Origin of the sequence: Sneathiella sedimenti (assembly GCF_017313765.1) — a bacterium.
GTDB lineage: Bacteria > Pseudomonadota > Alphaproteobacteria > Sneathiellales > Sneathiellaceae > Sneathiella > Sneathiella sedimenti.
Genome location: NZ_JAFLNC010000002.1, coordinates 826,669 through 840,549, shown reverse-complemented (window position 1 = coordinate 840,549; position 13,881 = coordinate 826,669). Strand labels below are relative to the sequence as shown.

Sequence of the window (13,881 nt, the reverse complement as noted above, 5' to 3'; positions counted from 1 at the left end):
TATGTCGAGCGAACGGCTAGAGCTGCTGGAACGAAAGTACGGCGCCCGATTTAAGTGGTTCGCGGTTCTCGCGGTGATTTTCGGTCTATTGGCGAGTATTTTTTCCTCGACCATGATCAATGTCGCGCTCACCAACATCATGGCCGACTATAACGTGACGCAGGCCTCCGCACAGTGGATGTCCACCGGGTTCCTCTGCGCCAATGCCGTTTGCATGCTGGCCTCCGCCTGGTTGTTGCAGAATTTCGGGGCGCGGAAGACCTTCCTGTTTGCCTCGATCCTGTTTTTCACCGGCTGCATGATCGGCCAGTTCGCCCCGGCGTTTAACCTGCTTATTTTTGCGCGTATCCTGCAGGGCGCAGGCGCCGGGATTATCCAGCCGCTTTCCATGGCGCTAGTCTTTATGCTGTTTCCAGAGAACAGGCGCGGATCGGCTATTGGCACCTTCAGCATGGTGGTTGTCCTCGGGCCCGCTGTCGGGCCGACCATCGGCGGCGTCATTACCGATGTATTCGACTGGCATTATACCTTTACGGCCGCGCTGCCGCTCTCGCTATTTGCGGCCATCGCGGGATGGATTTTCCTTCCCGACCGCGATGACAGCCAGCAATCAAGCCGGTTCAATATCATCAGCTTCTGCCTAATCGGCCTCACCGTCGGTACCTTGCTGACCGGGCTGTCCAACAGCCAGTTTTACCCGATGGAAGAACCGCAGGTCATCGTTTATCTTCTCATTTCGCTGATCAGCTTTATCCTGTTTTTCCGCCGGGAACGCCGCAGCAAGTCGCCGCTTTTGCGGCTCGACATGTTCCGTAATCTCAAATTTACGTCAACCGTCATCGTTGGCGCCATTACCAGTGCCGGCATGTTCTCCACCATTTACATGCTGCCGCTTTTTGCCCGAACGGTGCAATTGAGCGATGCAACGGACGCCGGATTGCTGCTGCTGCCGGGTGGACTGGCGCTTGCCATTGTCTCGCCAATTGCCGGACGGCTGGTGGATCGCCTGCCTGCACACAGGCTTCTCTTCACAGGCATCATCCTGTTCGTAATCTCGATCTACGCCCTCACCCTCGCTGATAAGGCAAGCGGCTTCTGGATGATCGCAGGATGGGTCGTCATCGGGCGGGCGGCGCTCGGCCTGATTCTGCCCGCCAACAGCACCCTGTCCCTTTCCAGCGTCCTGTCACCGCAAGTGCCGCAAGCCTCCGGGGCGCTCAATTTCTGCCGCATGCTTGGCGGCACCATCGGGGTCAATATCATCGCCGTGCTGATCACCGCCCGCTCCGCCCATTACGGGGCCGAGATCATGGCCGCAAACGGCGGTGCGGCTCTAACTGTTGAGCAAACGGTCGAAATGATGACCCTTACCTTCCATGACTGCTTCATGGTATCCGGTGTTGTTTTCGCCTTTGCCCTGATCCCCGTCATCTATCTGGCGCGCCACGCCAAGCAATAAAAAAAGCCCCGCGAAAATGCGGGGCTTTCTTCGTCAATGGGTAATCCGGCTTAGAGATCCTTGAAGCCCTTGCCTTCCTTGACCAGCTTTTCAAGGAGAGGGGCCGGGGTCCATTCGTCCCCATGCTCCGCCTTGAACTTGAGCATATCGTTATAGATATTCTCAAGGCCGATATGATCGGCATAGCGCATCGGGCCACCACGATAGATCGGCCAGCCATAGCCATAAACCCAGATAACGTCGATGTCGCTGGCGCGGGTCGCAATGCCCTCTTCCAGGATTTTCGCCGCCTCATTGATCATCGGGTAGATGCAGCGCTTGAGGATTTCCTCATCTGAAACTTCCCGACGGTTGATTCCGGCATCGCGGGCGGCCTTGACGATAATTTCCTCAACGATTGGGTCCGGCTGCGGTGTCCGGCTCCCCTTCTCATAGTGATAGTAGCCATCGCCAGTCTTCTGGCCAAACCGGCCAAGTTCACAGATCGCGTCCGCAACCGGGCTGGTCACGCCCCGACCCTGACGAATACGCCAGCCAACATCATTACCGGCAAGGTCCGACATGGCGAAGGGCCCCATCGGGAAACCGAAGTCATAAAGAACCCGGTCCACATCTTCCAGCTTGGCGCCCTCAAGAATGAGCTGGCTCGCCTGTTCACCACGTTTTGCCAGCATGCGGTTGCCGACAAAGCCATCGCAAACACCAACCATGGCCGGTACCTTGCCGATTTTCTTCGCAAGCGCCATGCAGGTCGCCATAACGGTAGGGCTGGTTTTCTTGGTCCGGACTTCCTCCAGCAACCGCATGACATTGGCCGGTGAAAAGAAATGCAGGCCGATGACATACTCTGGCCGGCTCGTGGCTTCACCAATCTCATCGACATCTAGCGTTGAGGTATTCGTCGCGAGGATGGCACCCTGCTTGCAGATTTTATCAAGCTTGCCGAAAACCTCTTTCTTCACGTCCATATTCTCGAAGATCGCCTCAATGACGATATCGACATCCTTCAAATCTTCAAGATTGGTCGAGCCGGTGAGCAATGACATGTATTTATCCATCGCCTCCTGTGACAGCCGTCCCTTGGAGACGGTCGCCGCATAGTTCGACTTGATAATACCGATGCCCTTGTCGAGCGCCTCCTGCGAGGTTTCGACAATCGTGACCGGGATACCGGCCTGCAGGAAGTTCATCGCAATACCGCCACCCATGGTGCCCGCACCGACGATACCCGCCGTGTTGATATCAATCAGCGGCGTGTCCTTCGGGACATCCGGGATCTTGTTGGCGAGACGTTCGGAGAAGAAGAAGTACTGCTGCGCCTTCGCCTGTTCCCCGACCATCAGTTCCATAAAGAGCTCACGTTCGCGTTTGAGTCCTTCCGGGAACGGAAGATTAACCGCGCCTTCAATTGCCTTGATGCAGTTTTCCGGTGCTTCAAACCCCCGGAACTTGCGGGCGTTTTTCTTGCGGAAATCATCAAAGATGGCAGGATTTTTCTTCGCTTCCGCCAGCTTGTCGTTCTGCTCGCTGATTTTTACGAGCGGACGCCCTTCCGCGGCGACCTTCTTGGCAAAGGCAATAGCCCCTTCCGTCAGGTCACCTTCTACCACTTGATCGACGAGACCGACCTTATGGGCCTCCTTCGCGCCGATCGGGTTGCCGGACGTGATCATTTCGAGCGCCTTTTGTACGCCAACCACACGCGGCAGGCGTTGCGTACCGCCGGCACCCGGCAGGATGCCCAGTTTCACTTCCGGCAGGCCCACCTTGGCAGAGGGCACCGCAACACGGTAGTGACAGCCAAGCGCCGTTTCCAGCCCGCCGCCGAGGGCGGTACCATGAATGGCCGCGACAACCGGCTTGGTCGAGCTTTCCATGGTGGCAATCACGTCGTTCAGGCCCGGCTCCTGCGGGGGTTTCCCGAATTCCGTGATATCCGCGCCGGCGATAAAGGTCCGCCCGGCACAGGCGAGGACAATGGCATTGACGGAGTCATCGGCCACGGCCGCCTTGATCCCGCCCTGGATACCGGCGCGAACGCCCTGGCTCAAGGCATTGACCGGCGGGCTGTCTACCGTAATGACACCCACGGTTCCACGCGCCTCATAACTGACAAAATCAGTAATGGCAGTCATTTTCTTCTTCCTTCCTTCTGGGGTTCTTTTTGACTGTATTCGTCTCTTTTAGTTTCTTGTCGGATCGTCGGCAACACGAACCAGCAATTTCCCGAAATTCTTTCCCTTCAACAGGCCCATGAACGCCTCTGGCGCGTTCTCGATACCCTCCACGATATCTTCGCGATACTTGAGCTTGCCGCTTTTGATCCAGCCACTCACATCTTTCAAAAAGGCTGGCAAGTGATTGAAATGGAAAGAAATAATAAAGCCCTGTATGAGAATTCGATGGGTCAGCATTGCGCGCATCAACGCGGGCAGCATGTTTGTCCCTTTCGGCAGTTCCGTCATATTGTACTGCGAAATCAGGCCGCAGAGGGGAACGCGGGAATCGTCATTCAGAAGCGGCAGGACCGCCTCGAACACCTTGCCACCGACATTCTCGAAATAAACGTCAATCCCGTCCGGGCAGGCTTTCGCGAGTTGCTCCGGGAAATCCGCATCCTTATAGTTAAGGCAGACATCAAAGCCGAGCTCATCCACCACGAAGGCACATTTATCGGGTGAACCGGCAATCCCAACGGCGCGGCAACCCTTGATCCGGGCAATCTGTCCGACGACACTCCCAACGGCACCGGAGGCCGCAGCGACAACAACCGTCTCCCCAGCCTGGGGTTTGCCAATTTCGAGGAGGCCATAATAGGCCGTCAGCCCCGGCATCCCAAGAACACCGACCCCGGTCGAGATGGGCGCCTGATCGGGATTGAGCTTCATCACCCCGGTGCCGTCGGAAAGACAATAGCTCTGCCAGCCGGTGCCGCACATGACATAATCGCCCACCTTGAACTGGTCATTGTTGGATTCCTCGACTACACCGACGCCGCCTCCAACCATTGGCACGCCAAGATCTGCGGTCGCGGCATAGCTTTTTTCCGCTCCCATCCGGCCGCGCATGTAGGGATCAAGGGACATATAGATGACCTTGACCCGAAACTGGCCTGGTCCCGGCGTTGGCACAGCAGTTTCCACCAATTCGAAATTATCCGCGGTCGGCTCTCCCACGGGCCGTGATTTAAGCAATATCTGCTTGTTCATTGCTGACATTTGAAGTGCCTTTCATCTCATTGTTTTTGTTAAGATTAATTATATCTCTTTCGACTGGGTCATTAAACAGACAGGCGACGAGATCCGCACGATTGGAAAGCACTGCTCCCTGGTTGATATATTGTTTGTCCGTTATTTCATTCTTATCCACCGAAAGCGGCTGCGCCATGATCAGCGCCCTCCCCACCCGTCGGCTTAGCGACGGGTTGGCCTGATTATAACGACTGAGTTTCTCCTGAACAGCCTCAATCAACGACGGGGCAATAATCCGCTTGCCATCCGCCGACAGCGCGTCCCCCTGTTCCGCGAATTGCCTGTGCCTGGCCTCAGTCAGAAGGATCATGATCCCGATTTCCTCCCGGTCGTGGCCGGCAATCACCACGTCACGGGCTATCGGATCAAGCGCATCCACGAGCGACAGGCGCAAGGAACCCGTGCTGACCCATGTCCCGTTGGTCAGCTTGAAATCCTCGGCGACACGGCCATCAAAGATCATGCCCGACGCCGGATTGTCGGGATTTACCCATTTAACCGCATCGCCAATGCAATAATATCCTTCCTCGTCGAAATATTGCGCGGTGAGATCAGGCCGCTTGTAATAGCCTGCATGAACATTCGGCCCCTTGATCCGAATCTCCAGCTTTTCCCCGACCGGGAGGATTTTCACCGTAATACCGGGCGTCGGCAGGCCGATAAGCCCGACCCGTTCGCTATTCCAGTGAACCGCCGTTCCCGTGCCCGTCGTTTCCGTCGCGCCCCATCCCGTGCCGAAAGGAATACGCATGCCGGTATATTTGATGGCAAGATGCTGCATCCGTTCGAACATTTCCTGCGAGAGAGCGGCGCCGCCATACTGGCAGATCTTGAGGTTCTTGAAAAAGGCGTGCCCCAACTCCTCATCCTCCTCGAGCTGGTCAGCAAGAAAGCTGTACGCGGCCGGGACCGTGCTGAACCGGGAGGGTGAGACAACCTTCAGATTCTCGATTGTCCGGCCGAACAGGCCGGGGGTCGGCTTCCCGTCATCCATGAAGAGAGTGCCGCAACTTCTTGCAATACCGAAGAAATTCACCGTACCGCCATAGGTGTGATGCCATGGCAGCCAATCCAGCACGCGCGTCGGGTCATTGACGGGATCAGGTGCCTCTGAAATGAGTTCAAGCGTCTTCTGCGCGGCACAAAGCATTTTTTGCGTATTCGGCACCGCCTTCGGCATTCCTGTCGAGCCTGACGTAAACAGGATCAAGGCGAGATCCTCCCCGGTCACCGCGTTAAAGGCCGCCTCTAGCGCTTCCGTATTCGTGACGCCCAGCAAGTCGGAGAACCTTTTGCCGCCGTGAGAATTGCCGCTAACGGTGACGACCTCGATATGGGCAAGGTCAAGCGCATTGAGTGCGGCGGCGAAGCTGTCCCCGTCTTCTGCGAAAATCATCCCCGGCTCGGTCAGGTCCACGGCATAGAGCAGCTTCGTAAAATCTGTCCCCATGAGCGAGTAGGACGGCGAGCAGGCAGTTATCGGCACGCCGACCTGCAGCGCCGCAACTTTCAGGATCGCATGGGAAAAACTATTGCCGGAGAGGATCATGACGGGTTTGTCCGGGCCATAGCCATTTGCCAGCAGGTAACTGCTGACCTGACCCGCCTCGTCTTTCAGGCGCTGATAGGTAAGTTCAGGCCAATCCCCTTCAGGCCGGCATTGGACAAGAAAGGGACGATCGGGAAATTCCTCTGCCGCCCGCCTAAAATAAGTACCGATATTGGTCAAATACTCGCCAAGCGAGATATTGCTCTTGACAATCCAGCTCCCATCGTCATTTTGAGCGACCGAAATATCTGGAGCCGGCCGATTGAATGGCCGAAATGGAATATTTGATGACATATGGGGAACAATCTCCGTTGATTTTTTTGTTCTATTTTACGCACCGGACTGTTATTGTAAGAATACTGACAAATTGTTGTAATAATTGCCAGCAATAGACGCGAAAAAACATAAAAATAAAAAGGTGGGAGGCGGATGAATCAATCAACACCCGTCACGGTGGCGTCAGACAGGGCCAGTAAACGAAAAGAGGAAAAGCGCATCCGATTATTGTCGGCGGCCCGGAAACTCTTCGTCAATAAGGGTTATCACGAAACAAGACCCCAAGATATTGCCAAAGAGGCGGATGTCGCCCATGGCACCTTTTACAGCCACTATACAGACAAAAGAGAGATTTTTCTCGCCTTCGCAAGTGGCGCGCAGGAAGATTTACATACCTATGTTCACACACGCATTCCCAAAGTCGACAGTTTTGAGGATTATATCCGCTACAGCCTGACGGCTATACAGGAATTCGCCGAACAAAACCCCGGCCTGCTACGTTCGGCCCTTGTCGATACCAAGGTTTTCGACCCGACTGACTCGACCTCAAAGGAAGTGCGCACCAGGTTCGCCTCAGGCTTTATTAAACAATTGCAGAATGCCAAGGTCAAAGGGGAGCTATATGAGGACATTGACCCCGATCTGATTGGCCACGCCATGATCGGCTTGATCCAGTTCTCTGCTCCCATGGCGTATCGCAAGGGGCAAAGTCGTCAGGAGTATGTCGATCACTTGAGCCGATTCCTGACAAGAGCCCTCGTTAAGTCGCCGAAATACCTGAAATAATCAGCCCCAGGGGCCTTTCTTCGGACGGGGCCGCGTCGCGGGATCATCAGTGTAGGGAATGGCGCCGCGTGACGACTTCTTCCTGAACATTCCCTCATGGGAATAACGGTCGCGGGTACCTGTGCGCATTCTCCGGGCACCGGACGGCACCAGTGATTTTGCCAGTTCTTTCAGCCGTTCAACGCGGTTTGCCGTCGACGGATGGGTCGAGAAGAGATTATCTGCCCGCTGTCCATGCAGGGGATTGATTATGAACAGGCTGGCCGAGGCGGGATTTTTCTCCGCCGGAATATTCTCGATACCGCGCGCCGTGCTTTCCAGCTTTTGCAGCGCCGTCGCCAGCCACTCCGGATTTCCGCATATTTCCGCACCCGTTTGATCCGCAGAATATTCCCGTGTCCGGCTGATGGCCATCTGCACCAGCATCGCACCGAGTGGCGCAAGGATCATGATCGCAAGAGTACCGAGAATGCCGCCCCGGTTATCCCGGCTGCCACCAAAGAAGAAGGCAAAGTTGGCCAGCATGCTGATCGCACCGGCAATGGTTGCCGTCACTGTCATGGTCAGGGTATCGCGGTTCTTGATATGGGCCAGCTCATGGGCAAGAACGCCCGCCGTCTCCTGTTCATTCAAAATCCGCATGAGGCCGGTGGTCACCGCAACAGCGGCGTTTTCGGGATTTCGGCCCGTTGCAAAGGCATTGGGCTGCGGATTTTCCATGATGAACACCTTCGGCATGGGTAAGTCGGCCCGAGCCGCCAGTTCCTCCACCAGCCGATAGAGCCCGGGCGCGTCGCTCCGGCTGACCTGCCGCGCACCATACATCTTGAGGACCATCTTGTCCGAGTTCCAAAAAGCGAAGCCGTTCATGGCAATCGCCACGACAAGTGCAACCAGCATCCCTGTCGTTCCGCCGAGCATAAATCCAACGGCCAGAAACAACGCGGTAATGGCGGCAATCAACAATCCGGTCTTGAAATAATTCATGTTCCTCACCCAACAGGCATACCTTTGCAGGCGCCCTTTATATGTATTGGAAATAGCGGGAATATCAAGCGATGCCGCAAAATATGGCGGCCATGGAATTACCCCGAAATTGCCGCTTTTCCGTCACATCAAACCACCAAATGCAGATTTACCGGTTAGCAGTTAAATGACTGGAAGCCGGCAAGTCTAGGGAGGAAGTGCCGTCCCTGCCAATACTACCCCGATTGGATCGGGACGGCACAGTCGATTAACCTGTAGTGTAAGGGCCGGCAGGACGGCAAACCTGCCGGCTTTTTGAGTATGTTACTGCCCGGCCAAAATCTCGCCGGAGGTCAGTTTTGCGATCAGGCTCTTGATGGCGGTAACGGCCTCCTCGCCCTTCGTCCCATCGGGGCCGCCCGCCTGCGCCATATCCGGGCGACCGCCGCCACCCTTGCCGCCAAGCGCCTCGGAGCCCGCGCGGACCAGATCCACCGCGCTGATTTCACTCGTTAAATCACCCGTGACGCTGACAACGATGGAGGCTTTCCCCTCGTTATTGCTGATCAGGACAATAACGCCGCTCTTCAGCTGCTTCTTGATCTCATCGGCCATGGGCTTCAGGTCTTTCGGCGGGACATCGCTCAAAAGACGGGCCATCAGCGAAATATCGCCGACCTTCTCCGGCGCGTCCGCTGCGCTGCCACCCCCGCCGCTTACCAGTTTCTTGCGGGTATCGGCCAGCTCGCGTTCGAGCTTTTTCCGCTCCTCCAGCAGGCTCTGGATACGATTGCCAAGTTCATGCGGTGCGATCTTGAGAGTCGCGGCGGCGTCCGCCAGGATTTTCTCGCGATCGTTCACATAGTCAAGCGCGGCCTCCCCGGCCACTGCCTCGATCCGGCGGATACCGGCGGCAAGACCTCCCTCACCTATAATTTTCAGGAACCCGATATCACCGGTGCGCGCGACATGGGTACCGCCGCAGAGCTCCGTCGAGTAGTTGCGACCGGCCCCTTTGCTTTCATCCAATCCCCCCATGGAGACAACCCGGACTTCATCACCGTATTTCTCGCCAAAGAGCGCCATGGCCCCGGCCTTGATGGCCTCTTCCGGTGTGGTGAGATGCACGGCTACATCGGCATTCACGCGAATGCGGTCATTCACCGCCTTCTCCACTTCGGCAAGTTCGGCATCGCTCATCGGTTTTTGGTGGGCGAAATCGAAGCGCAGCCGATCTTCCGCCACGAGGGAGCCTTTCTGGGTCACATGATCGCCCAGCGTCTGGCGCAATGCCTCATGCAGCAGATGGGTCGCCGAATGATGGGCGCGAAGGCGACTGCGGCGACGGTGATCGACATGGGTTTCCACCACATCCTCCACGTTCAGCGTCCCCTTGGCGACCTGCCCGATATGGATGAAAAGATCCTGCTTCTTCTGAGTGTCCTTGACCACCATGGCAAAGCCCTCGGCAGACTTCAGCATGCCGTGATCGCCTTCCTGGCCACCGCTTTCGCCATAGAAGGACGTCTGGTTGAGGACGACCATGACCTCCTCACCCTGTGTTGCGGATTTAACTTCCTTGCCGTCCTTGATGATGGCCTGCACCTTGCCTTCGGCTGTTTCGGTCTGGTAGCCCAAGAATTCGGTCGCGCCGACTTTTTCATGCAGGTCGAACCAGAGGGTGTCCGTTGCCGCATCCCCGGAGCCGGACCAGGCGGCACGGGCTGCTTCCTTCTGTTTCTTCATCGCTGCGTCGAAGCCAGCCTCATCAAGCTGACGATTCTGGCCGCGAAGGATGTCTTTCGTGAGATCGAGCGGAAAGCCGAAGGTATCGTAGAGCTTGAAGGCGACATCGCCCGGAAGCGGATCACTGCCGCCGAGTTTCTCTGTGGCATCGCCCAGCAGCTTGAGGCCGCGATCGAGGGTTTCCTTGAAGCGGGTTTCCTCCAGTTTCAATGTCTCGGTAATCAGCGACTGGGCACGGGCGAGTTCGGGAAAAGCCTCTCCCATTTCACTAACGAGGGTCTGCACCAGCTTGTAGACCATCGGTTCCTTCGCCCCCAGCATATGGGCATGGCGCATGGCGCGGCGCATGATCCGCCGGAGCACATATCCCCGCCCCTCATTTGACGGCAGAACACCGTCCGCAACAAGGAAGGAGGAGGAGCGCAAATGATCGGCAATCACCCGGTGGGAGACCTTGAATTCCCCATCCGCCGAAATGCCCGAAACATCGGCCGAGGCCTCGATAATATGGCGCATCAGGTCAATGTCATAGTTATCGTGCTTGCCCTGCAGGACGGCGGTCACCCGCTCCAGCCCCATGCCGGTATCAATCGACGGACGCGGAAGATTTTCGCGCTTGCCGCCGGCCAACTGCTCGAACTGCATAAAGACGAGATTCCATATCTCGATAAAGCGGTCGCCGTCCTCGTCCGGGCTGCCCGGCGGTCCGCCGGGGATTCCCTCGCCATGGTCAAAGAAAATCTCGGAACAGGGACCGCAGGGGCCCGTATCGCCCATGGACCAGAAGTTATCGGACGTTGCGATCCGGATGATCCTGTCATCGGACAGCCCCGCGATCTTCTTCCAATGCCCCGCGGCCTCGTCATCATCATGATAGACAGTAACCAGCAGCTTTTCCTTCGGCAGGCCGAATTCCTTGGTCAGCAGGTTCCAGGCCAGCTCAATCGCCTGATCCTTGAAATAGTCGCCAAAGGAGAAATTGCCCAGCATCTCGAAAAAGGTGTGGTGGCGCGCGGTATAGCCGACATTCTCAAGGTCATTATGCTTGCCGCCCGCCCGGACACATTTCTGTGTCGTCACTGCGCGGTCATAGGGCCGCTTTTCCTGGCCGGTGAAGACATTCTTGAACTGCACCATGCCTGCATTGGTGAACAGCAAGGTGGGATCGTTCCGCGGCACCAGCGGGGAACTGTCCACCTTTTCATGACCATTCTTTGCGAAATAGTCGAGAAAGGAGCTGCGTATTTCTTTTGTCGTACTCATTTTGCCATTTCCGTTCACCTAAGCAGTAAAATGCGGCATATAAGCCGCATTGTTGCCGCTTTTTACCGCGCCCTGCATCCGCTGTCCAGTTGGATTGCCCTAGCAAAGCGCGGACGAGCCTGCTATTGAATAGGTAATCTTTTTTAACCAGTGAACAATAATAATAACATGGAACCGATACGTGACATTCATTGATAAAGACCCAGCAACCGCCATCGACCTGATCAAAGAGGGATTTGAAACGGCCGGTTATATCTGCGATCGCCATATCGCCACCTCCATCTACCTGTCGCAGAAGCTGGATAAGCCTATCCTGGTCGAGGGACCGCCCGGCGTCGGCAAGACGGAACTGGCCAAGGCCGCCTCGGAAATACTCTCCGCGCCGCTGATCCGCCTGCAATGCTATGAAGGGCTGGATGAATCGAAAGCGCTCTATGAATGGAAATACGGCAAGCAGCTTCTCTATACCCAGATCCTGAAGGAAAAGCTCGGCGATCTTCTGGAAGATGCCGTCGGTTTGGAGCAATCCATGGAAAAGCTGCACCAGTTCGGCGACAGCTTTTACTCTGAAAAATTCCTGGACGCCCGCCCTCTCCTGCAAGCGTTGCAGTCGAAGGAGAAAACGGTTCTCCTGATTGACGAGATCGACAAGTCGGACCATGAGTTCGAGGCCTATCTTCTGGAAATCCTCTCGGATTACCAGATATCCGTTCCCGAAATCGGCACGATCAAGGCAAAAACCAAGCCGCTCGTCTTCCTGACCAGTAACAACAGCCGGGAAATGAGCGACGCACTGAAACGCCGCTGCCTGCATCTTTACATCCCTTTCCCCGATGCCTCCCTGGAACGGCGGATCATCCAGACGCGGGTGCCGGAACTGGAAGAGAATTTGCGCAACCAGCTCGTCTCCTTCGTCCAGCAGCTTCGCACGCAGGATCTCAAGAAACTTCCGGCGGTCAGCGAGACCATCGACTGGGCCCGCACCTTGATGCTGCTCCATGCGGACAAGCTCGATGTCGACCTTGTACGGAACACGCTGAACATGCTGCTGAAATTCGAGGAAGACATTGATAATATGAGCAGCGAAGTCCCGAAATTTATCGCTGTGGCACGCAAAGAGTTCCGCTAATGGATAAGGCGCTCGCAGATTTTGTTGAGATGCTGCGCTATTCGGATGTGCCGGTGTCGATCAGCGAAAGCGTCGACGCCGCTGAGACCGTACGTCTGTTCGGCTACAAGGATCGAGGCCTGCTGAAAACCGCGCTCGCGCAAGTCATGGCCAAGACGATCGAGGAACAGGAAAGTTTCGAGCGGTGTTTCGACGAGTTTTTCAGCTACCAGATCAATCCCGACCTCGATCCGGAGAACACGCAGGAAGAGGCCGAAAATCCGGAAACGTCCCAGACTGCTGAGTCCTCGCCGCCACCTACAGCTGCGAATGATGATGAGGGGCAACCCAGCCCAGCCTCCGGCGGAGGAGAAGGCGGAGGCGGCTTTTCCGGCGAACAGAGCCAGGGCGGTGCGACTGCCCCGCTCATTGACCTGCTGGAACGCAATGACCGGACCGAGCTGACCATGGCCATGACAGCCGCAGCGAATGCCGCCAACCTTCGCAATATCGTTCTCATGACCCAGCGGGGCCTTTATACCCGCCGGATCATGGAGGGGATGGGACTCGATCAGGTAAATCGGGAGATTTCCCGGCGCAACCAGGAAGGCGACGCGGCCGGTGCCGATCGCCTGTCCGGGCGAACGGAGCTCCTGTTCGATGCGGTGCGCGACATGGTGGAGCGTCAACTCGCGCTCACCAGCAGCGGCAAGGCCAAGCAATTCCGGCAGGATATCCTGAAGAATGTCCGTCTCTCCAACGTCGAGCATCGCGACTTCAAATATATGCGCCTGCTTGTTCAGCGCATGGCGAAACGCCTGACCGACATGAACTCGCGCGTGAAAAAAGTGAAGAACCGGGGTCACCTCGATATTCGCAAGACCATGCGCCGCAACGTTGCCTATGACGGCATCCTGTTCGAGACGCACTGGAAGCAAAAGCATAAGGACCGGCCGAAGGTCCTGGCGGTCTGCGACGTTTCGGGCTCCGTCGCGTCGGTAGCGCGTTTTCTGCTGCTATTCCTTTATAGCCTCAATGAGGTGCTGCCCAAAGTGCGATCCTTCGCGTTCTCGGGCGACCTTGGCGAAATAACGGCGGAGTTCGACCGGCTCGGCCCGGAAGAGGCGATTCCCTATGCCATCGACAAATATGGCGGACGATCTACGGATTACGGACGGGCGCTTGAGGATTTTAAGGACCTTTGCCTGAACGATATCGACAACCGGACGACGGTGATTTTCCTCGGCGACGGCCGCTCCAACGGCGCGGACCCTCGGGTCGACATCCTGAAGGAAATCAAACTGCGGGCGAAGAGGGTTATCTGGCTCAACCCGGAACGCAAGTCGATCTGGGGATCCGGGGATTCGGAAATGCTCCGCATCGCGCCCTATTGCACCACGGCACAGACATGTAATTCCCTCAATAAGCTGGAACTTATCCTTCGTGACCTGCTAAAAAGCAACTAAGATAGGTTCTA

General features: G+C 56.4%; 9 protein-coding genes. 4 read left to right on the top strand and 5 right to left on the bottom strand.

Annotated features, from left to right (window positions below):
• Nucleotide 1: 1 nt before the first annotated feature.
• The gene (locus J0X12_RS09130; RefSeq protein WP_207044544.1) at nucleotides 2-1,459 is read left to right on the top strand and encodes a DHA2 family efflux MFS transporter permease subunit; all 1,458 of its coding nucleotides are present in this window, start codon (nucleotides 2-4) and stop codon (nucleotides 1,457-1,459) included.
• Nucleotides 1,460-1,509: 50 nt separating this feature from the next.
• On the opposite strand, the gene J0X12_RS09125 is transcribed toward J0X12_RS09130, so the two are convergent.
• From J0X12_RS09125 to J0X12_RS09115, 3 genes are read right to left on the bottom strand one after another with little or no spacing between them, the layout of a single operon-like run.
• Entirely contained in the window at nucleotides 1,510-3,594 is a 2,085-nt protein-coding gene (locus J0X12_RS09125; protein ID WP_207044542.1) for a 3-hydroxyacyl-CoA dehydrogenase NAD-binding domain-containing protein, read from the bottom strand.
• A gap of 48 nt (nucleotides 3,595-3,642) precedes the next feature.
• On the bottom strand, nucleotides 3,643-4,677 hold the full coding sequence (locus J0X12_RS09120) for an NADP-dependent oxidoreductase (RefSeq protein ID WP_207044540.1): 1,035 nt from the start codon (nucleotides 4,675-4,677) through the stop codon (nucleotides 3,643-3,645).
• Nucleotides 4,646-6,553 (bottom strand): AMP-binding protein, encoded by a 1,908-nt coding sequence (locus J0X12_RS09115; protein WP_207044538.1) that lies wholly within the window; start codon nucleotides 6,551-6,553, stop codon nucleotides 4,646-4,648. Before J0X12_RS09115 ends, J0X12_RS09120 begins: the two co-directional genes overlap by 32 nt.
• A 135-nt stretch (nucleotides 6,554-6,688) precedes the next feature.
• Here J0X12_RS09115 and J0X12_RS09110 point away from each other — a divergent pair, with 135 nt between their 5' ends.
• Nucleotides 6,689-7,321 carry a TetR/AcrR family transcriptional regulator gene (locus J0X12_RS09110; RefSeq protein WP_207044536.1) on the top strand — a complete coding sequence of 211 codons (633 nt, stop codon included), beginning with the start codon at nucleotides 6,689-6,691 and terminating at the stop codon, nucleotides 7,319-7,321.
• Here J0X12_RS09110 and htpX read toward each other — a convergent pair whose 3' ends face one another.
• Together htpX and alaS are read right to left on the bottom strand one after the other, a co-directional pair.
• The gene (gene htpX, locus J0X12_RS09105) at nucleotides 7,322-8,308 is read right to left on the bottom strand and encodes a zinc metalloprotease HtpX (RefSeq protein ID WP_207044533.1); all 987 of its coding nucleotides are present in this window, start codon (nucleotides 8,306-8,308) and stop codon (nucleotides 7,322-7,324) included.
• Between the two features lie 303 nt (nucleotides 8,309-8,611).
• Nucleotides 8,612-11,296: an alanine--tRNA ligase gene (gene alaS / locus J0X12_RS09100; RefSeq protein ID WP_207044531.1), complete on the bottom strand. Its 2,685-nt coding sequence runs from the start codon at nucleotides 11,294-11,296 to the stop codon at nucleotides 8,612-8,614.
• Nucleotides 11,297-11,486: 190 nt separating this feature from the next.
• Between alaS and J0X12_RS09095 the strand changes: the two genes are divergently transcribed.
• Both J0X12_RS09095 and J0X12_RS09090 read left to right on the top strand, forming a co-directional pair.
• Nucleotides 11,487-12,425 carry an AAA family ATPase gene (locus tag J0X12_RS09095; protein WP_420497065.1) on the top strand — a complete coding sequence of 313 codons (939 nt, stop codon included), beginning with the start codon at nucleotides 11,487-11,489 and terminating at the stop codon, nucleotides 12,423-12,425.
• Entirely contained in the window at nucleotides 12,425-13,870 is a 1,446-nt protein-coding gene (locus J0X12_RS09090) for a VWA domain-containing protein (protein WP_207044527.1), read from the top strand. The genes J0X12_RS09095 and J0X12_RS09090 overlap by 1 nt, the downstream gene beginning before the upstream one ends.
• Nucleotides 13,871-13,881: the final 11 nt, after the last annotated feature.